General features: G+C 45.2%; 27 protein-coding genes and 1 other annotated feature (1 of these 28 running past the window's edge). Of the genes, 21 read left to right on the forward strand and 6 right to left on the reverse strand.

What is annotated here, in order from left to right:
• Positions 1-40 precede the first annotated feature (40 nt).
• The 3 genes from NYE22_RS06160 to NYE22_RS06170 all read left to right on the forward strand — a co-directional run bounded on the left by NYE22_RS06160 (position 41) and on the right by NYE22_RS06170 (position 4,129).
• Positions 41-970 (forward strand): YegS/Rv2252/BmrU family lipid kinase, encoded by a 930-nt coding sequence (locus tag NYE22_RS06160; protein ID WP_342412386.1) that lies wholly within the window; start codon positions 41-43, stop codon positions 968-970.
• Between the two features lie 25 nt (positions 971-995).
• Complete coding sequence (gene pulA, locus NYE22_RS06165; protein WP_342412387.1) at positions 996-3,152, forward strand: type I pullulanase; 2,157 nt, start codon at positions 996-998, stop codon at positions 3,150-3,152.
• A 179-nt stretch (positions 3,153-3,331) separates the two neighbouring features.
• The gene (locus NYE22_RS06170; protein ID WP_009967993.1) at positions 3,332-4,129 is read left to right on the forward strand and encodes a phosphotransferase family protein; all 798 of its coding nucleotides are present in this window, start codon (positions 3,332-3,334) and stop codon (positions 4,127-4,129) included.
• Here NYE22_RS06170 and NYE22_RS06175 read toward each other — a convergent pair whose 3' ends face one another.
• A complete protein-coding gene (locus NYE22_RS06175; RefSeq protein ID WP_003237926.1) occupies positions 4,130-4,408 on the reverse strand; it encodes a YtzH-like family protein in 279 nt (92 codons plus the stop codon).
• A gap of 206 nt (positions 4,409-4,614) precedes the next feature.
• Here NYE22_RS06175 and trmB point away from each other — a divergent pair, with 206 nt between their 5' ends.
• The 3 genes from trmB (at position 4,615) to NYE22_RS06190 (ending at position 7,954) form a co-directional block, all read left to right on the forward strand.
• Positions 4,615-5,256 carry a tRNA (guanosine(46)-N7)-methyltransferase TrmB gene (trmB, locus tag NYE22_RS06180; protein WP_153256978.1) on the forward strand — a complete coding sequence of 214 codons (642 nt, stop codon included), beginning with the start codon at positions 4,615-4,617 and terminating at the stop codon, positions 5,254-5,256.
• Between the two features lie 69 nt (positions 5,257-5,325).
• Entirely contained in the window at positions 5,326-6,171 is an 846-nt protein-coding gene (locus tag NYE22_RS06185) for an MBL fold metallo-hydrolase (protein WP_172861580.1), read from the forward strand.
• An 82-nt stretch (positions 6,172-6,253) separates the two neighbouring features.
• Positions 6,254-7,954 (forward strand): NAD-dependent malic enzyme, encoded by a 1,701-nt coding sequence (locus tag NYE22_RS06190; RefSeq protein ID WP_160244726.1) that lies wholly within the window; start codon positions 6,254-6,256, stop codon positions 7,952-7,954.
• Positions 7,955-8,006: 52 nt separating this feature from the next.
• On the opposite strand, the gene NYE22_RS06195 is transcribed toward NYE22_RS06190, so the two are convergent.
• Positions 8,007-8,324 carry a PepSY domain-containing protein gene (locus NYE22_RS06195; RefSeq protein WP_014477682.1) on the reverse strand — a complete coding sequence of 106 codons (318 nt, stop codon included), beginning with the start codon at positions 8,322-8,324 and terminating at the stop codon, positions 8,007-8,009.
• A gap of 158 nt (positions 8,325-8,482) precedes the next feature.
• Here NYE22_RS06195 and NYE22_RS06200 point away from each other — a divergent pair, with 158 nt between their 5' ends.
• Positions 8,483-9,556 carry a M42 family metallopeptidase gene (locus NYE22_RS06200; protein ID WP_014480574.1) on the forward strand — a complete coding sequence of 358 codons (1,074 nt, stop codon included), beginning with the start codon at positions 8,483-8,485 and terminating at the stop codon, positions 9,554-9,556.
• A gap of 54 nt (positions 9,557-9,610) precedes the next feature.
• On the opposite strand, the gene NYE22_RS06205 is transcribed toward NYE22_RS06200, so the two are convergent.
• Positions 9,611-10,057 carry a YtoQ family protein gene (locus NYE22_RS06205; RefSeq protein ID WP_003229263.1) on the reverse strand — a complete coding sequence of 149 codons (447 nt, stop codon included), beginning with the start codon at positions 10,055-10,057 and terminating at the stop codon, positions 9,611-9,613.
• A gap of 78 nt (positions 10,058-10,135) precedes the next feature.
• On the opposite strand from NYE22_RS06205, the gene NYE22_RS06210 reads away from it, so the two are divergent.
• From NYE22_RS06210 to motS, 13 genes are all read left to right on the forward strand, one after another.
• A complete protein-coding gene (locus tag NYE22_RS06210; RefSeq protein WP_004399150.1) occupies positions 10,136-10,252 on the forward strand; it encodes a hypothetical protein in 117 nt (38 codons plus the stop codon).
• Positions 10,253-10,290: 38 nt separating this feature from the next.
• The gene (locus tag NYE22_RS06215) at positions 10,291-10,614 is read left to right on the forward strand and encodes a thioredoxin family protein (protein ID WP_003229265.1); all 324 of its coding nucleotides are present in this window, start codon (positions 10,291-10,293) and stop codon (positions 10,612-10,614) included.
• Between the two features lie 14 nt (positions 10,615-10,628).
• A complete protein-coding gene (locus NYE22_RS06220) occupies positions 10,629-11,438 on the forward strand; it encodes a DUF1444 domain-containing protein (protein WP_009967991.1) in 810 nt (269 codons plus the stop codon).
• A 15-nt stretch (positions 11,439-11,453) separates the two neighbouring features.
• Positions 11,454-12,059 (forward strand): YtpR family tRNA-binding protein, encoded by a 606-nt coding sequence (gene ytpR, locus NYE22_RS06225; protein WP_003229269.1) that lies wholly within the window; start codon positions 11,454-11,456, stop codon positions 12,057-12,059.
• A 159-nt stretch (positions 12,060-12,218) separates the two neighbouring features.
• Complete coding sequence (sftA, locus tag NYE22_RS06230) at positions 12,219-15,077, forward strand: DNA translocase SftA (RefSeq protein ID WP_342412388.1); 2,859 nt, start codon at positions 12,219-12,221, stop codon at positions 15,075-15,077.
• Positions 15,078-15,345: 268 nt separating this feature from the next.
• Positions 15,346-16,644: a UDP-N-acetylmuramate--L-alanine ligase gene (gene murC, locus NYE22_RS06235; RefSeq protein WP_003229274.1), complete on the forward strand. Its 1,299-nt coding sequence runs from the start codon at positions 15,346-15,348 to the stop codon at positions 16,642-16,644.
• A gap of 161 nt (positions 16,645-16,805) precedes the next feature.
• Positions 16,806-17,228, forward strand: coding sequence for a DUF948 domain-containing protein (locus NYE22_RS06240; RefSeq protein ID WP_003229276.1), 423 nt, complete (start codon positions 16,806-16,808; stop codon positions 17,226-17,228).
• Between the two features lie 30 nt (positions 17,229-17,258).
• Positions 17,259-17,714, forward strand: coding sequence for a YtxH domain-containing protein (locus NYE22_RS06245; RefSeq protein WP_032722351.1), 456 nt, complete (start codon positions 17,259-17,261; stop codon positions 17,712-17,714).
• A 23-nt stretch (positions 17,715-17,737) separates the two neighbouring features.
• A complete protein-coding gene (ytxJ, locus tag NYE22_RS06250; RefSeq protein ID WP_014665009.1) occupies positions 17,738-18,064 on the forward strand; it encodes a bacillithiol system redox-active protein YtxJ in 327 nt (108 codons plus the stop codon).
• Between the two features lie 235 nt (positions 18,065-18,299).
• Positions 18,300-19,376: a bifunctional 3-deoxy-7-phosphoheptulonate synthase/chorismate mutase gene (locus NYE22_RS06255; protein ID WP_003223454.1), complete on the forward strand. Its 1,077-nt coding sequence runs from the start codon at positions 18,300-18,302 to the stop codon at positions 19,374-19,376.
• Positions 19,377-19,650: 274 nt separating this feature from the next.
• A complete protein-coding gene (gene ccpA / locus NYE22_RS06260; RefSeq protein ID WP_003229285.1) occupies positions 19,651-20,655 on the forward strand; it encodes a catabolite control protein A in 1,005 nt (334 codons plus the stop codon).
• Positions 20,656-20,718: 63 nt separating this feature from the next.
• Positions 20,719-21,537, forward strand: coding sequence for a flagellar motor protein MotP (gene motP / locus NYE22_RS06265; RefSeq protein ID WP_014477672.1), 819 nt, complete (start codon positions 20,719-20,721; stop codon positions 21,535-21,537).
• Complete coding sequence (gene motS / locus NYE22_RS06270) at positions 21,527-22,255, forward strand: flagellar motor protein MotS (protein WP_003229290.1); 729 nt, start codon at positions 21,527-21,529, stop codon at positions 22,253-22,255. The genes motP and motS overlap by 11 nt, the downstream gene beginning before the upstream one ends.
• Positions 22,256-22,265: 10 nt before the next feature.
• Here the strand turns inward: motS and NYE22_RS06275 are convergent, their stop codons facing one another.
• The 3 genes from NYE22_RS06275 to acuA are packed head-to-tail and all read right to left on the reverse strand — an operon-like array spanning position 22,266 to position 24,729.
• Complete coding sequence (locus NYE22_RS06275; RefSeq protein WP_015714526.1) at positions 22,266-23,429, reverse strand: acetoin utilization protein AcuC; 1,164 nt, start codon at positions 23,427-23,429, stop codon at positions 22,266-22,268.
• The gene (locus NYE22_RS06280) at positions 23,426-24,070 is read right to left on the reverse strand and encodes an acetoin utilization AcuB family protein (RefSeq protein ID WP_064670898.1); all 645 of its coding nucleotides are present in this window, start codon (positions 24,068-24,070) and stop codon (positions 23,426-23,428) included. Before NYE22_RS06280 ends, NYE22_RS06275 begins: the two co-directional genes overlap by 4 nt.
• 26 nt (positions 24,071-24,096) lie before the next feature.
• Positions 24,097-24,729, reverse strand: a complete 633-nt coding sequence (gene acuA / locus NYE22_RS06285) for an acetoin utilization protein acetyltransferase AcuA (RefSeq protein ID WP_003229296.1) — start codon at positions 24,727-24,729, stop codon at positions 24,097-24,099.
• A gap of 160 nt (positions 24,730-24,889) precedes the next feature.
• Here acuA and acsA point away from each other — a divergent pair, with 160 nt between their 5' ends.
• On the forward strand, positions 24,890-26,608 hold the full coding sequence (gene acsA / locus NYE22_RS06290) for an acetate--CoA ligase (RefSeq protein WP_004399030.1): 1,719 nt from the start codon (positions 24,890-24,892) through the stop codon (positions 26,606-26,608).
• A gap of 54 nt (positions 26,609-26,662) precedes the next feature.
• Positions 26,663-26,671: a binding site (T-box leader), on the forward strand; it runs 228 nt beyond the window's last position.

Below are 26,671 nucleotides of genomic sequence, written 5' to 3' on the forward strand. Positions count from 1 at the left end.
GATTTGAGCGGTTTTCTCATAACATAAGCAGGTGAGAAAGATGAGCCATTGGTTTTTTATTATTAATCCGACAGCAGGACATCGAAACGGCCTGCGTGTTTGGAAGTCCATTCAAAAAGAATTGATCAAACGAAAGGTTGAGCACCGTTCATTTTTAACTGAACATCCGGGACACGCCGAGGTGCTCGCCAGACAGATTTCAACGATACAGGAATATAAGCTGAAGCGCCTGATCGTCATTGGCGGAGACGGAACCATGCATGAAGTTGTCAACGGGCTGAAAGATGTTGACGATATTGAGCTGAGCTTTGTGCCGGCGGGCGCATATAATGATTTTTCGCGAGGATTCTCTATTAAAAAAATCGATCTGATACAGGAAATCAAGAAGGTAAAGCGCCCGTTAACAAGAACCTTTCATTTAGGGAGCGTCAATTTCCTTCAGGATAAATCACAGATTCTTTATTTTATGAATCATATCGGGATCGGGTTTGACGCATATGTCAATAAAAAGGCGATGGAATTTCCGTTGAGACGGGTTTTTCTTTTTCTCCGCCTTCGATTTCTGGTGTATCCGCTTTCTCATTTTCACGCTTCGGCAACCTTTAAGCCGTTTACGTTAGCTTGTACGACGGAAGACGAGACGCGCGAATTTCATGATGTCTGGTTTGCCGTTGTATCCAACCATCCGTTTTACGGGGGAGGCATGAAGGCGGCGCCCCTAGCAAATCCGCGCGAGAAGACATTTGATATTGTAATCGTTGAAAACCAGCCGTTTTTGAAAAAATATTGGCTTTTATGTCTCATGGCATTTGGAAAACATACAAAGATGGATGGCGTTACGATGTTTAAAGCGAAGGACATTACATTTTACACGAAGGACAAAATCCCGTTCCATGCTGACGGAGAAATCATGGGCACTACCCCGTTTCGTCTGGCTTCTAGTCCTTCACCCCTAAGGATCAAAACATAAACGTGTTTGAAGGAGAGAGCTTCCGATGGTCAGCATCCGCCGCAGCTTCGAAGCGTATGTCGATGACATGAATATCATTACTGTTCTGATTCCTGCTGAACAAAAGGGAATCATGACACCGCCGTTTCGGCTTGAGACAGAAACAACAGTTTTTCCTCTGGCTGTCAGGGAGGAATACTCCCTTGAAGCAAAATACAAGTACGTCTGCGTATCCGACCATCCTGTGACATTTGGAAAAATCCATTGCGTCAGAGCATCCAGCGGCCACAAAACGGATCTCCAAATTGGCGCGGTCATCCGGACGGCTGCGTTTGATGACGAATTTTATTATGACGGAGAGCTGGGCGCCGTTTATACCGCGGATCATACCGTATTTAAAGTATGGGCGCCTGCTGCAACCTCAGCTGCTGTCAAGCTTTCATACCCCAATAAAAGCGGGCGCACATTCCAAATGACTCGGTTGGAAAAAGGCGTCTATGCCGTTACGGTCACAGGTGACCTTCACGGATATGAGTATTTGTTTTGCATCTGCAACAATTCAGAATGGATGGAAACCGTTGACCCGTATGCCAAGGCTGTGACTGTAAATGGAGAGAAGGGCGTCGTCTTGCGCCCGGATCAAATGAAATGGACTGCTCCTCTTAAACCATTCTCACACCCTGTGGATGCCGTCATCTATGAGACGCACCTTCGCGACTTCTCCATCCATGAAAACAGCGGCATGATAAACAAGGGAAAATACTTAGCATTAACGGAAACTGATACACAAACCGCAAATGGCAGTTCTTCGGGACTGGCGTATGTAAAAGAGCTTGGTGTGACACATGTGGAGCTTCTGCCGGTGAATGATTTTGCCGGAGTTGATGAAGAGAAGCCGCTTGATGCATACAATTGGGGATATAACCCGCTTCATTTCTTTGCCCCGGAGGGAAGCTATGCCTCAAATCCTCATGATCCTCAAACGAGAAAAACAGAGCTGAAACAAATGATCAATACCCTGCATCAGCACGGTCTGCGAGTCATTCTGGATGTTGTTTTTAACCATGTGTATAAGAGGGAGAATTCCTCCTTTGAAAAGACAGTGCCCGGTTACTTTTTCCGGCACGACGAATGTGGGATGCCATCAAACGGCACCGGCGTTGGCAATGATATTGCATCAGAAAGAAGGATGGCGAGAAAATTCATTGCGGATTGCGTGGTCTATTGGCTTGAAGAATACAATGTTGACGGCTTCCGATTTGATCTCCTCGGCATTTTAGATATTGACACCGTGCTTTATATGAAAGAGAAAGCAACTAAGGCAAAGCCCGGAATCCTGCTTTTTGGTGAAGGGTGGGATCTGGCTACACCGCTGCCGCATGAACAGAAAGCTGCTTTGGCGAACGCGCCAAGAATGCCGGGCATCGGTTTTTTTAATGATATGTTTCGTGACGCTGTAAAAGGGAACACCTTTCACCTTATGGCAGCAGGGTTTGCGCTTGGCGGCAGTGAATCAGCACAAGCTGTGATGCATGGAATTGCCGGGTCTTCCGGATGGAAGGCATTAGCACCGATTGTTCCGGAACCAAGCCAGTCCATCAATTATGTCGAATCACACGACAATCACACCTTTTGGGATAAAATGAGCTTCGCGCTTCCTCAAGAAAATGACAGCCGAAAGCGAAGCAGGCAAAGGCTTGCAGCCGCGATTATTTTGCTTGCCCAAGGGGTGCCGTTTATTCACAGCGGCCAGGAATTTTTCCGGACGAAGCAGGGAGTGGAAAACAGCTATCAATCCAGTGACAGCATCAACCAGCTCGACTGGGATCGCCGTGAAACATTCAAAGAAGATGTTCACTATATCCGCAGGCTGATCTCGCTGAGAAAAGCGCATCCTGCATTCCGTCTTAGGTCCGCTGCAGACATCCGGCGCCATCTTGAATGCTTGACGCTAAAAGAACACCTTATCGCATACAGGCTTTATGATCTTGACGAGGTTGACGAATGGAAAGATATCATTGTTATCCATCACGCGAGTCCAGACTCCGTCGAGTGGAGGCTGCCAAACGACATACCTTATCGGCTTTTATGTGATCCATCAGGATTTCAGGAAGACCCGGCAGAAATCAAGAAAACGGTTGCAGTAAACGGCATCGGAACGGTTATCTTATATTTAGCATCAGATCTTAAGAGTTTTGCTTGACGAAGTTTGTGCTATAGCGCTAAAATTTAAAGGACGGCTATTGATTAGCATATGAGACTCTCAATAGCTGTCTTTTTTATTTTTATACGATTCGTACGAAAAAGGCATTCGCTGGATAGACTAGAAACGATTAGCCTTAATTCTAAAATATTTTAAGAAATGATGGGTTGAACATTGATATGAACTGGTTGGGACAATTACTAGGTAGCGATTGGGAGATCTTCCCCGCCGGAGGAGCTACAGGAGATGCATATTATGCGAAACATAACGGGCAGCAGCTTTTTTTAAAACGTAATAGCTCACCTTTTTTAGCTGTTTTATCCGCCGAAGGCATTGTTCCGAAGCTGGTTTGGACAAAACGGATGGAAAATGGGGACGTCATTACGGCCCAGCACTGGATGACCGGCAGAGAGCTGAAGCCTAAAGACATGAGCGGACGGCCCGTTGCTGAATTGCTTCGTAAAATACACACATCAAAAGCCTTGCTGGACATGCTGAAGAGACTTGGAAAAGAACCGCTGAACCCGGGGGCTCTTTTGTCTCAGCTGAAGCAGGCTGTATTTGCTGTGCAGCAATCTTCGCCGCTGATTCAAGAAGGGATCAAGTATTTGGAAGAACACCTGCATGAAGTGCATTTCGGTGAGAAAGTCGTTTGCCATTGTGATGTCAATCATAATAACTGGCTATTGTCTGAAGACAACCAGCTGTATTTAATTGACTGGGACGGCGCCATGATCGCTGATCCGGCGATGGACCTCGGACCTTTGCTGTACCACTACGTCGAAAAGCCAGCTTGGGAGAGCTGGCTGAGCATGTACGGCATAGAGCTGACAGAAAGCCTTCGGTTGCGAATGGCTTGGTATGTGTTATCTGAAACAATTACTTTCATTGCCTGGCATAAAGCAAAAGGCAATGATAAGGAATTTCATGATGCAATGGAAGAGCTGCATATCCTCATGAAACGAATTGTTGATTAATCAGGAATACGAATCCATTTGCTCTACCCATTGAGACAGGCTGTTCTGATGCTCTTGTATGTGTGAGTCGATGGATTTGGACGATATTCCTGATTGGCTGTAGCGGTAAACATCTTCAAGCACGTTTTTGAAATTTGAATCAAGCTCGGTGTTTGCCATCAGTGATTTAATCACACGCTCAAGCTGCTCGTACTCTGCGACTGTTCCGCAGCAGTCCAATTGATGGTCAGTCAATATATCCTTCAATAAATGAACTTGATGCTCATAATGTAAACCCATAACGGTACACATCCCTTCAGTATCATACGGGTTAAATTGTTCAAAACAGAGCGTTTTTATACATGTGAAAGGAGTGTTCCAGCAGACGGGACCCTCTTTTTTTATGCGCTCGGCCTTAAGAGAGATACACTGGAAAAACGAGCTTGCGGGTCTTTTTAATTCATGGTATGTTGTTAGTCGAAATAATAGATAGAGGTGTCAATCATATGAGAATGCGCCACAAGCCTTGGGCTGATGACTTTTTGGCTGAAAACGCAGATATTGCCATCAGCAATCCTGCTGATTATAAAGGGAAATGGAACACAGTGTTTGGCAACGACAATCCGATCCATATCGAGGTTGGTACAGGAAAAGGCCAATTTATTTCTGGTATGGCCAAACAAAATCCCGACATCAATTATATTGGTATTGAGTTATTTAAAAGCGTCATCGTGACAGCCGTCCAAAAAGTAAAAGACAGCGAAGCGCAGAATGTAAAGCTTCTGAATATAGATGCGGACACGCTGACGGATGTGTTTGTGCCGGGGGAAGTGAAACGGGTCTACTTGAACTTTTCTGATCCTTGGCCGAAGAAACGGCATGAAAAACGCCGCCTGACATATTCCCACTTCCTCAAAAAATATGAAGAAGTAATGGGCAAAGGCGGATCGATTCATTTTAAAACGGACAACCGAGGTTTGTTTGAGTACTCTTTGAAGAGCTTCTCTGAGTACGGCCTCCTGCTGACATACGTCAGTCTCGATTTGCATAACAGCAATCTGGAAGGCAATATTATGACAGAATATGAAGAAAAATTCTCTGCACTCGGCCAGCCGATCTATCGGGCTGAGGTTGAATGGAGAACGTAAAGACAGACTCTGACAGGAGTCTGTTTTTTTTATGGACCGTTTGCTACCATGATGACAGGGGGGATGAAAATGGAAACAATGAAAATTGGAAACATCACGTTGACCTGGCTTGACGGAGGCGTGACGCATATGGACGGAGGCGCCATGTTCGGCGTTGTGCCAAAGCCGCTTTGGTCTAAAAAATATCCAGTCAATGAAAAAAACCAGATTGAACTAAGGACAGACCCTATTTTGATTCAAAAGGATGGGCTCAATATCATCGTTGATGCCGGAATTGGGTCCGGCAAGCTGACTGATAAACAAAAACGAAACTATGGCGTGACACAAGAGTCGAATGTGAAACCCTCATTAGCTGCACTCGGATTAACGGTTGCCGATATAGATGTGATCGCAATGACACACCTTCATTTTGATCATGCATGCGGTTTAACGGAGTATGAAGGTGAACGGCTCGTCTCTGTCTTTCCGAATGCAGTGATTTATACATCTGCTGTTGAATGGGACGAAATGCGCCATCCGAATATCAGGTCGAAAAATACGTATTGGAAAGAAAATTGGGAGGCTGTAGCTGGCCAAGTCAAAACCTTTGAAGACACCTTAACGATCACAGAGGGTATTACAATGCATCACACCGGAGGCCATAGCGACGGACACAGTGTCCTGATATGCGAGGATGTGGGTGAAACTGCCGTACATATGGCAGATCTGATGCCGACACATGCCCACCGCAATCCGCTATGGGTGCTGGCTTACGATGATTATCCGATGACCTCTATCCCGCAAAAGCAGAAATGGCAGGCGTTCGCAGCAGAAAAAGACGCTTGGTTTATTTTTTATCATGATGCCGAGTATCGCGCCCTTCAATGGGAGGAGGACGGAAGCATCAAAGATTCAGTCAAGCGAATGAAGCAATAGCATATTTTTATGTTTACCCTGCATGTTTTCCGGCTAATAATGCAAACCTAGTACTAATTATGCTCAGAAAGGAAGAGGCAGGGTGAAACAATTCAGAGTAACAAACGAAGGAGACATTCAAACAACATTAAGAGGCCTTGAAGTGCTCTCTGTTCCTTTTTTGAACAAAGGTGTCGCTTTTACTGAGGAAGAAAGAAAAGAACTTGGTTTAAAAGGCTTTCTGCCGCCTAAGGTATTAACAATTGATGATCAGGCGAAAAGAGCGTATGAACAATATTCCGCACAGCCTGACGATTTGAGCAAAAATGTCTATTTAACGGCGCTGCACGATCGGAATGAAACGCTGTTTTATCGCCTGTTAAATGACCATTTAGGGGAAATGCTCCCGATTGTCTACACACCGACAGTCGGAACGGCAATCCAAAGATACAGCCATGAATACAGAAAACCACGAGGGCTCTATCTATCAATCGATGACCCGGACGGTATGAAAGAAGCATTTAAACAGTATAAAGATCAAAGCGATACGATCGATTTAATTGTTGCCACTGATGCGGAAGGAATTTTAGGAATCGGTGACTGGGGCGTCGGAGGAATCGCGATTTCTATTGGCAAGCTGGCGGTTTATACAGCGGCTGCGGGCATTGATCCGAGCAGAGTGCTGGCTGTTGTTTTAGATGCGGGGACAAATCAGGAGAGCCTCTTGAACGACCCGCTTTATGTCGGCAACCAGCATTCCAGAGTGCGCGGCGAACGCTATGACCAATTTATTGACGACTACGTTGCGCTGGCGAGAGAAACATTTCCGAATGCATTGCTGCATTGGGAGGATTTCGGGGCGAAAAACGCGCGAAGCATTTTGAAACGCTATAAAGATAAAGTGTGTACCTTCAATGATGATATCCAAGGAACTGGCGCTGTTTCTTTGGCCGCAGTCTTATCCTGTGCAAAAGCGTCTAAAGTTCCGCTGAGGGATCATAGAGTTGTTATATTCGGAGCGGGAACGGCAGGAATCGGAATTGCCGAACAGCTGCGGGAAGCATTGGTGCGCGAGGGACTGAGTGAAGAAGAATCATACAAGCGCTTCTGGTGCATAGACAGAAACGGGCTGTTAACAGATGATATGGATCAGCTTCTTGATTTCCAAAAGCCGTATGCCCGTTCGGCTGATGAAGTGAAGGATTATCAGCGGAACGGAGACGGCGGAGGCATTGATCTTCTTGAAGTGGTCCGGCAGGCGAAACCAACGATCCTGATCGGCACATCTACAGTTTCCGGCGCTTTCACTGAAGAAATTGTAAAAGAAATGGCGTCACATGTGAAACGGCCGGCGATTTTGCCAATGTCAAATCCGACAACCCTTTCTGAAGCAAAACCGGAGGATTTAATCGAATGGACAGAAGGCCGTGCGCTGATCACGACAGGAAGCCCGTTCCCGCCAGTTGAATATAACGGAGTTACGTATCATATCGGGCAGGCAAACAACGCGCTTGTCTTCCCTGGTCTCGGTCTTGGAACGATTGTTACAAAATCAAAATTAATTACCGACGGCATGTTTGAAGCATGTGCCCGGGCAATCGCAGGTATGGTCAATGTCGGGGTGCCTGGCGCGCCGATGCTTCCAAAAGTTGAAGATTTGCGCACTGTTTCGGCAACCGTTGCTGTTGAAGTTGCAAAAACTGCAATAAAGGAAGGCGTCGCTACGGAAGAGCCTGAAGACATTATACAGGCAGTGCAGGATGCGATGTGGTATCCGGTATACAAACCGATTCGCGCGATATAATAAAAAAGAGCCGCTGCATAGGCAGCGGCTTCTATTTTTTGCTTGTCCGGTGTTAAGAGGCGATTGTATCAATGACATCAACAATTTCTCCCGTTTTCGCATCCACCATGACTTCATACTGTTCTAATTCTCCGAAAGCTGATCGTGTAATGCCGGTTTTGTATACCTGTACCGTTTCTCCGTTAATATTGTAAGGCTCCGGCTGGGTGTAAATCCATGATCCGTCAATCGGGCCCCGCTGCTTAAAAGCAGATTTTACAATTCGAAGCGCTTTTTCTGAAGAAATATAAGGCTTCATCACATATTGTTTCACAACGACAGCCGTACAAATTCCAAGTCCTGCTCCTAAAAGAAGATGACGCAATTTCAAAATAAAGCACCTCCTGGTTGATCGTACTTTTCATTATACAGAAACAGCCAAATCCTGTTAAGCAATACGCGGCTGATCGAGCAGATTGGGTCAGGGTGCTTGGAAAACTTCATTGTTTCTAATAAAATAAAAGGACTACATAGAAATGAGGGGAAAACATGAATCAAGAAACGAAAGCGCTTTTCCAAACACTGACGCAGCTTCCCGGCGCGCCGGGCAATGAGCATCAGGTTCGTGCTTTTATGAAGCAGGAGCTAGCCAAATATGCCGATGACATCGTTCAGGACAGACTGGGAAGTGTTTTCGGAGTCAGACGAGGCGCAGAGGACGCACCGAGAATTATGGTAGCCGGGCACATGGACGAAGTCGGCTTCATGGTGACATCCATTACAGACAACGGGCTGCTCAGATTCCAGACGCTCGGAGGCTGGTGGAGCCAGGTTTTGCTTGCGCAGCGGGTTGAAATTCAAACAGATAACGGGCCGGTTCCGGGTGTGATTTCAAGCATACCGCCGCATTTATTGACAGATGCGCAGCGAAACCGTCCGATGGATATCAAAAACATGATGATCGACATTGGAGCGGATGATAAGGAAGACGCCATCAAAATCGGCATTAAACCGGGACAGCAGATTGTGCCTGTTTGTCCGTTTACGACGATGGCGAATGAAAAGAAAATTTTATCAAAAGCATGGGATAACAGATATGGATGCGGCTTAAGCATTGAACTTCTGAAGGAATTACACGGTAAAGAGCTTCCGAATACACTCTATGCGGGTGCAACGGTTCAGGAAGAAGTAGGGCTAAGGGGCGCGCAGACGGCTTCTCATATGATTAAACCGGACTTGTTTTTCGCCCTTGACGCCAGCCCGGCAAACGATATGAGCGGAGACAAAAATGAATTCGGCCAGCTTGGAAAAGGCTTTTTGCTGCGCATTCTTGACAGAACGACAGTCATGCATCGCGGAATGAGGGAATTCGTTCTTGATATGGCTGAAACGCATGATATTCCATATCAATATTTTGTATCCGGCGGGGGAACAGACGCAGGCAAGGTTCATATTTCGAACAGCGGTGTGCCGTCAGCGGTTATCGGAATATGTTCCCGCTATATTCATACAAACGCTTCTATCATTCATATTGATGATTATGCTGCTGCTAAAGAAATGCTCATCAAACTTGTAACAGCCTGCGATAAGCAGACGGTGGATGCGATTAAAGAAAATATGTAGGTTTCATAAAAGCTTGTTGAACGAGCAGTAAGCTCGGATCGACAAGCTTTTTTCTTATTCTGTTTCAAATAGATAGGAAAGGGCCTTAATGGCTTGGTTAACGGTTTCAACCGTAATATTCGCTTTATTGGAAAGCTCTTTTAAAGGATGGTGGAGCGATTCCGGCCGGATGATAATCAGGGGTTTTCCTTTTGCGATCGCATATGATGCATCCATTGCCGTGTTCCACTGTTTGTACTTTTCGCCAAACAGGGCGATCACAAAGTCTGCTTTATTCATCAGGACGGCGGTTCTGAAGTTGTTGATGTCAGAGGCTTTGTCATCCTTTAAAACGGCATTTGGCTGTACGCCCATAATTTCTTCACCAATATTGTCTGAGCGGTCATGATTCTCCATTGGGCCAACAAACGTAATCGGGAGCTTCAGTGATTTTGTTTTTTCTTTAATTTCCTCGCGCCAATTGCTGTGGATTTCTCCTGCTAAATAGACGATAAACTCCATATAAAAATCCCTCCTTATGTATGTCCATCTGTAAATTTTACCCTCATGTACACGATGTTAAACGAAACGAACTTGATAATGCAAATAAAATATGATAATGATAATGGGAAAGCCAATCTTACATATTCATTCGTTGCATATAAGTGGTTTTGCCTCAAGCAGTTTGGTATGATCCAAATGGACGAGTATCGATAAAAAACATGTAAGAACATAAACAACTGGAGGGATATGAAATGAAAAAAATTGAATCAACTCAAGAGCTGGAAAAAGCGGTAAAGGATGATTGGTCTGTATTTATGTTTTCAGCCGATTGGTGCCCGGATTGCCGTTTTGTAGAGCCTTTCCTGCCTGAATTGGAAGCGAATTTCCCTGAATTCACCTACTACTACGTAGACCGTGACAAATTCATTGATACATGTGCAGAGTGGGAAATTTACGGTATCCCAAGCTTTGTGGTGTTTAATGAAGGAAAAGAAGTAAATCGTTTTGTGAGCAAAGACCGCAAAACAAAAGAAGAAATTGAACAGTTTTTAACAGACTCTCTCGCTAAAGCGTAAAGGAGGACATCGGTTTGAAAATGACCTCAAGGAAGCTGTCAGATATACTGAAGCAGCGCCTTCAGCACGAGAATCGCTCCTTTCTGTTTGACAGAGAAAAAGACACCCTCCGTGTTGAGGATCAAACGACTAAAAAAGGGATTACACTCGATTTGCCGCCGATTATTGCAAAATGGGAACTGAAAAAAGACGAAGCCATTGATGAGATCGTGTACTATGTCTCCGAAGCGATGACGGCAATGGAAGGGAAGGCTCAGGAAATGACCGGGAAAGAAACTCGCATTTATCCGGTCATCCGCTCGACTTCCTTCCCGGACAAGTCCAGCGAAGATATCCCGCTCATTTATGACGATCATACCGCAGAGACAAGAATTTATTACGCGCTAGATCTCGGGAAAACCTACCGTTTAATTGACCAGCGCATGCTTGAGAAAGAAAACTGGACAAAAGAGCGGATCAGAGAGACGGCCGCATTTAATCTCCGTTCCCTGCCGACGGTTGTCAAAGAGGATACGGTTGCCGGCAATTACTTTTATTTCTTCAGGGCAAACGACGGATACGATGCAAGCCGGATTTTGAACGAAGCGATCTTAAATGAGTATAAGCAGCATGCAGAAGGGGAGCTGGCGATCTCTGTTCCTCATCAGGACGTTTTGATTCTTGCTGACATCCGGAATGAATCGGGGTATGATATTCTAGGACAAATGTCGATGAGCTTCTTTGCAGGCGGCACCGTCCCGATTACCGCCCTTTCATTTTTGTACAATGAAGGAAAGCTGGAACCGGTGTTTATCCTGGCGAAAAGCCGTCCGAAAAAGGATTAGAAAGGATTTTTACTTATGAACGCTTTTTATAATAAAGAAGGTGTGGGAGACACGCTCCTGATCTCTCTTCAAGATGTGACACGCGAACAATTAGGCTATGAAAAACACGGCGACGTCGTCAAAATTTTCAATAACGAAACAAAAGAAACAACGGGCTTCAACATTTTCAACGCGTCTTCTTACTTGACCATTGATGAAAACGGCCCTGTTGCGCTCTCAGAAACATTCGTGCAAGATGTGAATGAGATTTTAAACAGAAACGGCGTTGAAGAAACATTAGTCGTTGATTTATCTCCGAAGTTTGTTGTGGGGTATGTAGAATCAAAAGAAAAACATCCGAATGCGGATAAATTAAGCGTATGTAAAGTCAACGTAGGAGAAGAAACGCTTCAGATCGTCTGCGGCGCGCCTAACGTTGACCAAGGCCAAAAAGTTGTCGTTGCCAAAGTCGGTGCTGTGATGCCTAGCGGACTTGTCATTAAGGATGCAGAGCTTCGCGGCGTTCCGTCAAGCGGGATGATCTGCTCAGCGAAAGAGCTTGATTTGCCGGATGCCCCTGCTGAAAAAGGAATCCTTGTGTTAGAAGGAGACTATGAGGCGGGAGACGCATTTCAGTTTTAGACTCCCATAAATCCGCCAAAAAAAACGAATCATGTGAAAAGCCGCTAAGCCCTTGTTTAGCGGCTTTGTTTCTGCTGATAGCTTAATCTTTTCTGGGCCGACCAGCAGTGGTATACTAAAAACCGTCCCAGAAAACTATAAGGGAGTTAGAGATAAATTATGAGTTGGCTTCATAAATTTTTTGATTTGTTTTTAGGCGAAAGCGAAGAGGATGCTGAACGGGAGACAAAACCCGCTCAAATTCCGCAGCAACAAGAAGTACATCATCCTGAAGGACAATTAAAAAGATTGGAAGATCCTAAAATATATTATGAATATCCAAAAGGCAAATTCCGTTTTCCAGTCGTGCCTGACGGATACAAAAATCATGACCTGAGAAGGCGCCGCACACCATCGGACGAACCGAAATCCGCGCCTCGTCCAAGTGCTGCACCTTACAGAGAGCGTCCCAGAAATGAAGAAGAGCAGCATACATATCAAGCAGCAGAGCCGGCGAAGAAACCGTTTAAACCGACAAATATCCCTTCGCCTGTCTATGGATTCAATCAAAAACCATCTGTTAAAAAGGATGTGCCGAAAAAGCCTTCTGAAACATTGAACGAACCGGATAAATCGGTAAAAGAGAAGGTAACACTGCTGTCAGAAGAGATCGAACGTGAACGCGGCTATCCTGCTTCAGACACACAGGCGCATTCCAAAAAAGAAAGTCCTTTCTTCCCGGATACCCAATTTGAAAAACAGCCTTCTGGCGTTTTAAACAGAAAGGATGCGGAGAATGATGAGGCGCTGGCGAAACGGCCAGCCGAGCCGTCAGGTAACAAAGTGCCATTTGAGTCAGGCGTTCAACAGCCGGAAGAAGAGGAGCCTTCCTTCCCAGCTGAACATGCCGAAGAGCAAACACCGCCTGAGATGCTCACAGATACGGCGGCTGAAGGGCTTTCAGACAGTGAAGTAGGCCGCGAAGAGCCTGCAACGGCTAAGGAAGAACAAAGGGAGCAGCAGCCAGAGAAAATTGAAGAGCCTGTTTTCTCCGCTGAACTTGATGAAGAGCAAACAGCTCCTGAATCTCAGACTGAGTCAGTATCTGAGGATGAAAAAGCAAAAGAGCCGTCAGACAGCCCAGTATACAATCACCATGAAAACGCGGCAGAAGGTGCTGAGTCCCCGTTCGTTCAAGAAGAACAAATGGACATTCGTCAGGAAGAGCCTTTATTTACTGATCATGAGTATTCATCAGAGGCTCTGGCTCAAGCAGAAACTGTGGAAAAAGAATCAGAAGAGCCATCAGAAAGCATAATAAATAATCATTATGACACCCTGGGAGAGGCTCAGGAAACGAAGATAGATGTTCAGCCAGACAGCCATACAGAGCTTGAGAAAACTGAACGCTTGGAGCAGGGATCCAAACCGTTTACTGCAACTCTTGAAAACGGGCAGGAAATTCGCGCAGACAAACCTCGCGAAGCTTCAGAAGAGCCGAAAAAAAGGCCTGGTGTACAGGAGAAAAGGACTGAACAAAGCGCATCTTCTCAAAAAGGGCCATCCGTTCCTTTTAATGTGATGATGCTGAAAAGAGATACGCATAAACAGCAAAAAGCAGAGGAGCGCCGCGGCAGCTATGTATTTCCGAATGTTGCACTGCTTGATGTCCCGCCAGCGCAGGTTCAAGATGATGCTGCGTGGATCGAAGAACAGCGTCAGCTTCTTGATTTGACCTTGAAAAACTTCAATGTCCGCGCCAATGTGGTCCATGTAACCCAGGGTCCGTCTGTCACGAGATTTGAAGTGCATCCTGAACCGGGTGTAAAGGTGAATAAAATCACCAACTTGTCCGATGATATTAAACTCAGTCTCTCAGCGAGAGATATTCGGATTGAAGCGCCGATTCCGGGGAAAAACACGATCGGAATTGAAGTGCCGAACCGCACGAGCAAGGTGGTTGATTTGCGCCAAATGATTCGCAGCTCAGCTTTCAGGACAAGCAAGTCACCGCTCACAGCTGCGCTGGGATTAGATATTTCAGGAAATCCTGTTGTTATCGACTTGAAGAAAATGCCGCATGGCTTGATTGCCGGCGCTACAGGCTCCGGAAAAAGCGTATGCATCAATACAATCTTAGTCAGCCTGCTTTATAAAGCTGACCCGAGTGAGGTAAAGGTGCTGCTGATTGATCCGAAAATGGTAGAGCTGGCCCCTTACAATAAAATTCCTCACCTCGTCAGCCCGGTCATTACTGACGCTAAAGCGGCTACAGCTGCTTTGAAATGGGTCGTTGAGGAAATGGAGCGCCGCTATGAGCTTTTTGCCCATTCAGGTGTCCGCGACATTGACCGCTTTAATCAATTAACCGCTGAACACCAAATGGGTGAAAAGCTGCCATATTTAGTTGTCATTATTGATGAGCTTGCAGATTTGATGATGGTGGCTCCAAACGATGTGGAAGAAAGCATTGCGCGGATCGCCCAAAAAGCCAGAGCGTGCGGTATCCATCTTCTCGTCGCAACTCAGCGTCCGTCAGTCGATGTCATAACAGGTCTGATTAAGGCGAATATCCCGACGAGAATCGCCTTTTCTGTCTCAAGCCAGGTTGATTCCCGAACAATTATTGACATAGCCGGTGCAGAAAAGCTTCTCGGAAAAGGGGATATGCTCTTTTTGGAAAACGGATCGGGAAAACCGGTCCGTCTGCAAGGTAACTTTGTGTCAGACCGGGAAATCGACCGCGTCGTTTCCCACGTCAGAAGCCAAATGCCGCCGACCTATTTATTTGAACAAGAAGAGCTCGTAAGACAAGGATCAGCCCTGAAAGAAGAGGACGAACTGTTTTACGAAGCGTGTGAGTTTGTTGTAGAGCAAAACAGTGCGAGCACTTCAAGCCTGCAAAGAAGATTCAGAATCGGTTACAATCGTGCGGCAAGGCTGATCGACATGATGGAAGCGGAAGGCATGATCTCTGAGGCAAAAGGAAGCAAGCCTCGAGAGGTGCTGATCACAGCAAGTGATTTAATAAACGAATAATATGGGTTCATTTTCACACCAAACATGGTATGATAGTGTTTAGAGCATTTAACAGCTATGCCGCTTTACAGCAGCTGTGCCGCTTTACAGCAGCTGTGCATAGACAAATCTTGATATCTGGGTTTAATCGGAAAGAAATAACCTGATACTAAACATAACAAAACATATAAAATACGCCGCTAAGGGAGGCTTTTCAGCCGCCGCGGTCGCAAATTGAAATGAGCGTCATATACTGGGGAACAGATAGACGTTTGTTGGAGGTACAATTATGACTGTTTATCATTTTGTTGGAATAAAAGGGACCGGTATGAGTCCGCTTGCCCAAATACTTCATGATAATGGATATACTGTCCAAGGATCGGATATCGAAAAATTTATTTTTACGCAAACAGCGCTTGAAAAAAGAAATATTACGATTCTACCTTTTAGCGCGGAAAATATTAAACCCGGCATGACAGTCATCGCCGGAAACGCATTCCCAGACACGCATCCTGAGATAGAAAAAGCGATGTCTGAGGGAATTCCGGTGATACGTTATCATAAGTTTTTAGGCGACTACATGAAAAAATTCACGAGTGTTGCCGTTACGGGCGCACACGGCAAAACGTCGACTACGGGTCTGCTGGCTCACGTGATCCAAAACGCAAAACCGACGTCTTTCTTAATCGGAGACGGAACAGGCCAGGGAAATGAAAACAGCGAATACTTTGTGTTTGAAGCGTGCGAATACCGCCGCCATTTCTTAAGCTATCAGCCAGATTACGCGATTATGACGAATATTGATTTTGATCACCCTGATTACTTTTCAAGCATTGACGATGTATTTGACGCTTTCCAAGAGATGGCTCTTCAAGTCAACAAAGGCATTATTGCCTGCGGAGACGATGAGCATCTGCCGAAAATCCATGCAAACGTCCCGGTTGTGTATTACGGCACGGGGGAAGAAAATGATTTTCAAGCCAGAAACATCGTAAAAAGCACGGAAGGGACAACTTTTGATGTCTTTGTCCGCAATACGTTCTATGATACGTTTTATATTCCTGCGTACGGCCACCACAATGTATTAAACTCGTTGGCGGTCATTGCGTTATGCCATTATGAAGAAATTGATTCCAGCATCATTAAGCATGCTCTCAAATCCTTTGGGGGCGTCAAACGCAGATTCAATGAGAAGCAGCTTGGGGATCAAGTGCTGATTGATGACTATGCCCATCATCCGACAGAAATAAAAGTGACAATCGAGGCGGCAAGACAGAAGTATCCAGATCGGGAAATTGTCGCGGTATTTCAGCCTCATACATTTACACGGACGCAACAGTTCCTTGACGAATTTGCAGAAAGCCTGAGCGGCGCTGACTGTGTGTATTTATGCGATATTTTCGGCTCAGCCCGTGAGAATGCCGGAAAGCTGACGATCGGCGATCTCCAGGGAAAAATTCATAATGCCAAGCTGATTGAAGAAGATGACACATCTGTTTTAAAAGCTCATGATAAAGCCGTTCTCATCTTCATGGGAGCAGGAGATATCCAAAAATATATGAGAGCCTACGAAAACGTCATGGCATAATAAAAAGCAGTGATCTCACTGCTTTTTATTTATCTGATGGGAAAGCTTATTAAAGGATTTTCTTACATAACGGAGAATAGTATGTATACAGCCCAGTACACATGTTTATGATTGAAGAAAACGGGTAAACAGCAGTATATCCTGCAGCAAGGAGGTTTGAGATGATTATTATTCTTTATTTGAGCGTTGCACTCATCGCAGTTGCATTTCTCGTATTAGTGATCTACTTGTCTAAAACATTGAAGTCATTGCAGCTGACACTAAAAAACGTCGCATCCACTCTTGAAGGGCTGGAGGGACAAATGAAGGGCATCACAACTGAAACAGCCGAGCTTTTACATAAGACCAACCGCCTGGCTGAAGATATTCAGGAAAAATCAGAAAAGCTGAACACGGTCGTTCATGCTGTTCAAGGAGTGGGAGCTTCTGTACAGCAGTTCAATACATCCATGAAACAAGCGGCAGGGTCTGTATCGGCATCAGTTAGAGAAAATCAAGATAAGATCAATCAAGTTGTCACATGGAGTCAAGCAGCAATGGAAATTTGGGAGAAATGGAAGCAAAAGAAAAAATCAGCCCTGTAAGAGAAAAAAATACTAAGAGGAGGAATAATGATGAGCAAAGATGGAATTAATAGTAAAGATTTTTTAATCGGAACTTTAATCGGGGGAATCATCGGTGCCACTACAGCTCTTTTTCTAGCGCCTAAATCAGGCAAAGAACTTCGCGACGATCTCGGCAGCCAGGCTGTTGCCTTACGGGACAAAACTGATAAAATGACGGCAGATGCGAAGGAAAAAGGCACGCAATATGTCAGCATCGCAAAAGACAAAACTTCCAACATCACACAGCTTGTAGCGGATCAGTCTGGGCAGATCATGAACAAGGTAAAGGATTTAAGAGACCGTTCCAAATCTGACAAAACGGATTCATCGACTGCAATGAAAGATATGCGGGAAGAAGCGATGCAGGCAGCTGATGAAACAAAAGATCAAGTCCTCCAGACGAAAGAAGATGTAAAAGACGAACTGAAAGATGCACAAAAACAGGCTGAGCAGTTGAATCGCTGAGCAGGGAAGGAAGAGCTTGAGTCATGGCTAAACAGCTTATTCAATCTGAGGAAGAATTTAAACGGATTGCAGAACAGGAAGGCGCTTTCGTCTTCTTTAAACACAGCACCACATGCCCGATCAGCCAGGCAGCATTTCATGAGTTTGATGCCTTTGCAAATCAGCATGAGGATGTGCCGGCTTACTATCTTCAAGTACAAGAAGCCCGGCCGCTGTCCAATTTCATTGCAGAAACATATGGGGTCAAGCATGAAAGCCCTCAGGTATTCATCATCCAGAACGGTGAAGTGAAATGGCATACCTCACATTCACAAATTACAGAAGCCGCTATTGAGCAGCATTTGTCATAGAAAAAAGCGTCCAGATATCATCTGGCGCTTTTTTTTGTAAAAAACCCTTGAACATTGCCCTCACATCATGTAGGATAGCTTCATAGATTACTTTATCACTTAAAAGCGTTTGGGTAATAAAGTAGAGTTTTTATAAAATTTTTTGTATTTCAGTATTTCCATTTGGAATTACTTATAGTAAGATGCATGATAACTACAAAATAAAAAATGAATGTGCAGGGAAAGGATGAAAAAAATGAGCAACACAGAGTTAGAGCTTTTAAGGCAGAAAGCAGACGAATTAAACCTACAAATTTTAAAACTAATCAACGAACGCGGAAATGTTGTAAAAGAGATCGGTAAAGCGAAGGAAGCACAGGGTGTCAACCGATTTGACCCTGTCAGAGAACGCACAATGTTAAACAATATCATTGAAAACAATGACGGGCCGTTCGAAAATTCAACCATCCAGCACATTTTTAAAGAGATATTCAAAGCCGGTTTAGAGCTTCAGGAAGAAGATCACAGCAAAGCGCTGCTTGTCTCCCGCAAGAAAAAACCTGAAGATACAATTGTTGATATCAAAGGCGAAAAAATCGGAGACGGCCAGCAAAGATTCATTGTCGGCCCATGTGCGGTAGAGAGCTATGAGCAGGTAGCTGAAGTCGCTGCAGCTGCGAAAAAACAAGGGATTAAAATTTTGCGCGGTGGAGCCTTTAAGCCTCGTACGAGCCCATACGATTTCCAAGGGCTTGGTGTTGAAGGCCTTCAAATTTTAAAACGTGTAGCGGATGAATTTGATCTGGCGGTTATCAGTGAAATCGTAACTCCGGCTCATATCGAAGAAGCGCTGGACTACATTGATGTCATTCAAATCGGAGCGCGCAACATGCAAAACTTCGAATTGCTGAAAGCGGCCGGCGCCGTGAAAAAGCCAGTGCTTCTGAAGCGCGGTCTGGCTGCAACGATCTCTGAATTCATCAATGCTGCTGAATACATCATGTCACAAGGAAATGACCAAATTATCCTTTGTGAGCGCGGAATCAGAACATATGAAACAGCAACGAGAAACACGCTGGATATTTCAGCTGTGCCGATTTTGAAACAAGAAACGCATTTGCCAGTCTTTGTTGATGTTACGCATTCAACAGGCCGCCGTGACCTCTTGCTTCCGACAGCTAAAGCCGCTTTAGCGATCGGTGCAGATGGCGTAATGGCTGAGGTTCACCCTGATCCGTCAGTCGCACTTTCTGACTCTGCTCAGCAAATGGCGATTCCTGAATTCGAAAAATGGCTGAATGAACTGAAGCCAATGGTGAAAGTCAACGCTTAATTGAACAATCCAAAAGGCCGCGCCTGCGGCCTTTTTTTATGCTTTCTCGTTTATTTAGTTATAAAAACCAAGTATACGTTTTCATCATCTATAAAAACGTGTATAATTTCATGAGAAGTAATTAATTTGATGAATAATGAAAAATAATGTACACTACTGACTTACGCTTACAAATCATAAACGACATAAATTCGGACATTATGACATTTCTCTACATAAAGTGTTTATGCTATAGATAAGGATAAGTGTATCCAGTAAAAGGAGTGGTTTTAGGATGAGCAATATTACGATCTACGATGTAGCGAGAGAAGCTAATGTAAGCATGGCAACCGTTTCCCGTGTCGTGAACGGCAACCCGAATGTAAAACCGACAACGCGGAAAAAAGTCTTGGAAGCCATTGAACGTCTCGGTTACCGTCCAAACGCGGTGGCAAGAGGGCTGGCAAGTAAAAAAACAACAACTGTAGGTGTCATCATTCCCGATATCTCAAGCATTTTCTATTCAGAGCTTGCACGCGGAATTGAAGATATCGCGACAATGTATAAATACAATATTATTTTGAGCAACTCTGACCAAAACATGGAGAAAGAGCTCCATTTGTTAAACACAATGCTCGGCAAACAAGTGGACGGCATCGTGTTTATGGGCGGAAACATTACGGACGAGCATGTGGCGGAATTTAAGCGTTCCCCAGTGCCGATCGTACTTGCCGCTTCTGTAGAAGAGCAGGAGGAAACACCGTCAGTCGCTATCGATTACGAACAGGCGATTTATGATGCTGTGAAGCTTTTGGTTGATAAAGGACATACAGACATCGCATTCGTTTCCGGACCAATGGCAGAACCGATCAACCGTTCAAAAAAACTCCAAGGCTACAAACGTGCGCTTGAAGAAGCGAACCTTCCGTTTAATGAACAATTTGTAGCTGAAGGGGATTACACATATGATTCCGGACTCGAAGCACTGCAGCATCTGATGAGCCTGGATAAAAAACCGACAGCCATTCTTTCTGCAACTGATGAAATGGCACTCGGCATTATCCATGCCGCTCAGGATCAGGGCTTATCCATTCCGGAGGATCTCGACATTATCGGTTTTGATAATACAAGATTAAGCCTCATGGTTCGTCCGCAGCTTTCAACAGTTGTTCAGCCGACATATGATATCGGCGCCGTTGCGATGAGACTGCTGACGAAGCTCATGAATAAAGAGCCGGTTGAAGAGCATATCGTCGAACTGCCGCACCGTATAGAGCTAAGAAAGTCAACCAAGTCATAAGAAAAAACAAAGAGCAAGCTTCACCTTTATGGTGAATTCTTGCTTTTTTCATGGGGAGAAATGATGAAACGTTTTGATTATCTTACACCTGTTGGATTTGTGTTAGGAACGATTATTATTGTTATCGGGATTATTTCGGGATCTGGAGTAAGCGGTTTCCGCTCTTTTCTTGATCTGACCTCTTTCTTCATCGTAACAGGGGGACTTTGCGCCGCTGTTTTTATCAGTTTTCCGCCAAGAGAGCTGAAAAAAGCGCCCTCTGTGTTAAAGCAGGCATTCATCCGCCAGGAAGACAATGTGAAAGATCTTGTGAAAACCTTTGTTTCCCTTTCCGATCACGCGCGAAAACACGGGCTTTTATCATTGGATGATCAGGCTCGGGAAATCAAAGATCCATTCTTGAAAAAAGGGCTGCTTTTAGCGATTGACGGCTGGGATGAAGAAACGATTCGGCTCGTCATGGATTCAGAAATCGCAGCAATGGAGGAACGGCACCGAAAAGGGCGGCGAGTTTTTGAAAAAGCGGGAGAATTCGCTCCGGCGTGGGGAATGATCGGAACACTCGTCGGGCTTGTGCTGATGCTTAAAAACTTAAATGACCCGCATATGCTCGGACCAAACATGGCCATTGCGCTTCTGACGACTTTATATGGTTCATTACTGGCAAATATGGTCTTCAACCCGATCGCGGCTAAGCTTGAAGAGAAAACAGAAAGTGAAATTTTTATCAAGCAGGTAATGGTGGAAGGGATTATCGGTGTTCAATCCGGAAAAAACCCGCGCAACCTTGAAAGCCAGCTGGTCGTTTTCAGCTCACGGGAAGAATGGCAGAAGCAGCCAAAACAAGTAAAAACAAAAAAGGGATCTGTACATGAAGCTTAGAAGAGAACGTTTTGAAAGAAGGAATGGAAGCGGAAAAAACAGTCAATCTTCATCCAGCTGGATGGTAACCTTTACAGATTTGATCACCTTGATCCTTGTGTTCTTTATTTTACTCTTTTCGATGTCCCAAATCGATCTGCAAAAATTTAAAGCGGCAGTGGACTCGATCCAGAAGGAAGGCAACGGGCTTCAGCCGGACCAAACATCCATAGAAAAAAAGAATACATCCCCATCTGATACGAAGAAGCAAGAGGATCAGCAGGATCAGCTTCTCAAGAAAGTAAATACATATATAAAAGACAATCATTTAAAGGCCCAAATGACAGCCAAACGGGATGAACGCGGTGTCGTGCTCGTTCTTCAGGAGGCTGTGCTGTTTGATACAGGTGAGGCAAAGGTGCTGAAAAATGCCGAAACACTTCTTCACCAAATTGCCGTTCTTCTTCAAACAATTCCAAATGACATTCAGGTGGAGGGGCATACAGACAGCCGAAACATTTCGACATACCGATACCCGTCGAACTGGGAGCTATCAGCAGCACGGGCAAGTGGAGTGATTCAATACTTCACGTCTAAAGAGAAGCTTCCCTCCAAGCGCTTTATTGCTGTCGGTTATGCGGATACAAAGCCGGTGAAGGATAACAAGACAAATGAACACATGAAGGAAAATCGGCGTGTGGAAATAGTGATAAAAAAATCAAAAACGACCTCTTCGTAAAGGTCGTTTTTTACTTTGTTCTTTGCTGTTCAGAACGTATCGCATATAATGCTTTGCTGACAGTTTGGGCATTTTTTTCTGTGATTTCAGGCTTGCGGGGAATCGGAGGATATAAATCAGCCGGATCGCTCCAGCTCGACGGAAGGGCCACGGGGCATTGTTTTTGCCATTTAGCAATCCATTCCGGCGGGATCTCGTGTCCCGGGTCAATTCCCTTCATTTCAAGCCATATTCTGGCCCAGGCGCGGGGCACGACACGCCAAATATCATATCCGCCGCCTCCGACTGCAATCCATTTCCCTCCGCAATATTGATGAGCCAAAGTGTGTGCAAGACGGGGGATTTCTTCGTATATATTGATTGTTGCTGATAAATGCGTCAGCGGGTCGTAGTAATGGGCATCGGCGCCGTTTTGGCTGATAATGACATCGGGCTTGAAATAAGCGGCGACTTCTGAAGCTGCTGTCCGGTAAGCCTCAAGAAAAGAATCATCCTCTGTAAAAGCGTCAAGCGGGATATTAAAGGAATAGCCATATCCTTTTCCGCTGCCTTTTTCTTGGATCTGACCGGTTCCAGGGAATAAATACCTTCCTGTTTCATGAATGGACAGCGTGCATACGTCAGGATTATCGTAAAAGGTAAATTGCACACCGTCCCCGTGGTGGGCGTCGGTATCAATATAAAGTACCCTGGATCTGTATTTTTTCTGGATATATTGAATCGCCACAGCGCTGTCATTATATATGCAAAACCCTGAAGCTCTCCCACGAAAGCCGTGATGAAGCCCTCCGCCAAGGTTTGCCGCATGCAGGGCTTGTCCTGACATGACCCAGTCTGCGGCCGTTAAAGTGCCGCCGACCAAGAGTGATGCCGCTTCGTGCATGCCGGCAAAGACGGGTGTGTCTTCAGTGCCGAGCCCGTAGCTTTCTCCTTCTTCAGCGGGAAGCTTTCCGGCGCCCGCAAGCTTTACGGCCTGAATGTAATCGTCCGTGTGGACAAGGGAAAGCTCCTCTTCTGAAGCGAGTCTGGGGGTGACAATGTCTCCATCATCAAAGGCATTGATCGTCTTAAGCAAATCATATGTTAACAGAACCCGCTGCTGATTAAAGGGATGCTCCTGATGAAACATATAGGTTTGGTAGGATGGAGAATAGATAAATACACTGTCTCTCATAGCAGGTCCCTTTGCTCTGACGGCCATACGACGTGGTGTCCATTTCTTTGTAATGCCTGCAAAAACGGCAGCGGATTCATCGTTTTTACACGGAAGACAAGCACTTTTACACCGGGATCGTCATGCGGATAAACAAGCACGCTTAATATTTTCACTTGAAGGTCTTGGCAAAGACTGCTGATCTCAGCGAGGCTTTTGGTGATGTCGTTTACTTTTATCTCAATTTGCGATCCCGGCTGGTCAGCGCCTGTCAATTTGACAAACGTCCGCAGCAAATCGGTTTTTGTTAAAATGCCCATTAACTTTTGATGGTGTACCACTGGAAGGCAGCCGATGCCATGCTCGTAGAACACGGCTGATATTTCTTCGACAAAATCTAACGGATGGGCGCAGACAACATCCTTTTTCATAATTGAATCTACGCTTCGTGTGAGAAATAGGCTTCGTTTGTTTTCTTCAAAAATACTCGGGCTGGCCTGTTTCATGTCTCTGTCTGTAATCATGCCGATCACGTGTCGTTCTTCATCTACAACAGGCAGATGCCTGATATGGAATTCCTTCAGTTTGCATATTGCTGTTTCAAGCGTATCCGTCTTCGTTAATGTAATGACATCTCTTTTCATGATTTGCTCAACAATCATTATTTTTTCCCCTTTGCCAGTGTCAGTTAATACATATAACGATGATAAAAACGGAGCCTGTCAAATTGCTCAATTGATTCTTGGCTGACGTTTTTTCCAATGCGGGCCATCAGGCAGTTTGCAGGGTGGGAGCTGATCTCCGGCTCATCCGTTGCAAACCAGACCAATCCGCCTGCATTCATCATCTTTTCCATGATCTTTCTGTATTCCCACACATCTTTTTTCATCCCTTTTAAATCCCAATGCCAGTAATATTCTGTCGTCATCACAATGTAGTTTTCCATTTGTTCATCCATCATGCTGACGGTCAGGAGCGTCTTTCCGACAGCGCATCCCCGATAGTCCGGCGCTACTTCGATGGCTCCGAGCTCAATCAAATCCTCCATATTTCCTTCAGACCATCTTTCGAGCGGGTCAGGATATAAATACGTGACATAGCCGACAATGGTTCGGCCGTCTCTGGCAATAATAATGCGCCCTTCGGGAAGGCCTGCAATGTCGACTAGCGCTTCATGCTGCTCGCGAGGCGGGCGAAATGCGGTTAAATCTTTATGAAACTCATAACCTGCCAAATCCTCTGGAGAGACAGGCCCTTCTATCAGTAAAGAGCCGGTTGCTGTTTTGATGTTTGCTGAATGGTATGTTTTATGATGTTCCACTAATTCACCGTCCCATCAATTCTTATCAAAAATACATGCCTTCTTTAAGAATACCAAATTATAAAGCGTTTTCAACATGGTTTATATTTTAAAAATTGAGAAGAATATGAATATATACTATAATAATTGTGACAACTTCAGCAAAGGGGGATGTTTGGGCATGAATTTGAAAGCGTTACCAGCAATAGAGGGGGATCATAACTTAAAAAACTATGAAGAAACGTACCGGCATTTTGATTGGGCCGAGGCAGAGAAACATTTCTCTTGGCATGAGACAGGGAAACTGAATGCGGCGTATGAAGCGATTGACCGCCATGCCGAATCGTTTCGAAAAAACAAAGTAGCGCTTTATTATAAAGACGCAAAAAGGGATGAAAAATACACATTTAAAGAAATGAAGGAAGAATCAAACAGAGCCGGGAATGTGCTGAGACGGTATGGAAATGTGGAAAAAGGGGACCGCGTTTTTATTTTTATGCCGAGATCACCCGAGCTTTATTTTATTATGCTTGGCGCAATCAAAATTGGCGCCATCGCCGGGCCGCTGTTCGAAGCATTTATGGAGGGAGCGGTGAAAGACCGGCTTGAAAACAGTGAGGCAAAGGTTGTTGTCACAACACCTGAGCTGCTGGAGAGAATACCGGTAGACAAACTGCCTCACTTGCAGCATGTCTTCGTAGTCGGGGGAGAGGCTGAGAGCGGCACGAATATCATCAATTATGATGAAGCAGCGAAACAGGAAAGCACAAGACTGGATATCGAATGGATGGATAAAAAAGACGGCTTTCTGCTTCACTATACATCAGGTTCCACTGGTACGCCAAAGGGCGTGCTGCATGTCCATGAAGCGATGATTCAGCAATATCAAACAGGAAAGTGGGTCCTTGATTTAAAGGAAGAAGACATTTATTGGTGCACGGCTGATCCAGGCTGGGTGACAGGTACGGTATACGGCATTTTTGCACCGTGGCTGAACGGAGCGACAAATGTCATCGTCGGTGGACGTTTCAGCCCGGAAAGCTGGTATGGTACGATTGAACAGCTTGGCGTCAATGTCTGGTACAGCGCGCCGACCGCTTTTCGGATGCTGATGGGTGCGGGAGATGAAATGGCTGCGAAATATGATCTAACTTCACTCCGGCATGTGCTCAGTGTCGGTGAGCCGCTAAATCCGGAAGTCATCAGATGGGGACATAAAGTTTTTAACAAACGAATTCATGATACATGGTGGATGACAGAAACGGGCAGTCAGCTCATCTGCAACTATCCTTGCATGGATATTAAACCGGGTTCAATGGGTAAGCCGATTCCAGGAGTAGAGGCAGCGATCGTTGACAATCAAGGCAACGAGCTACCGCCATACCGAATGGGCAATCTCGCCATCAAAAAGGGCTGGCCTTCCATGATGCATACCATTTGGAATAACCCTGAAAAGTATGAATCGTATTTCATGCCGGGCGGCTGGTATGTGTCTGGGGATTCTGCTTACATGGATGAAGAGGGATACTTTTGGTTCCAAGGCAGAGTTGATGACGTCATCATGACCTCCGGTGAGCGCGTCGGCCCATTTGAAGTGGAAAGCAAGCTTGTCGAACATCCGGCTATTGCAGAAGCAGGCGTAATCGGAAAGCCTGACCCGGTGCGTGGAGAAATCATTAAAGCTTTTATTGCACTCAGGGAAGGATTTGAGCCGTCTGATAAACTGAAAGAAGAGATCCGCCTATTTGTAAAGCAGGGTCTTGCAGCCCATGCGGCTCCGCGTGAGATCGAATTTAAAGATAAGCTTCCGAAAACCCGAAGCGGAAAGATCATGAGGCGCGTGCTGAAGGCATGGGAGCTTAATCTGCCGGCTGGAGATCTGTCAACAATGGAGGATTAAAAGGCGGCGTTGACACAGGATTTTATTTATGTTAAAAATGATATAGCTTCATATGAAAAGGTA

The sequence above is a fragment of the Bacillus sp. FSL K6-1560 genome (genome assembly GCF_038592935.1).
Lineage (GTDB): Bacteria > Bacillota > Bacilli > Bacillales > Bacillaceae > Bacillus > Bacillus subtilis.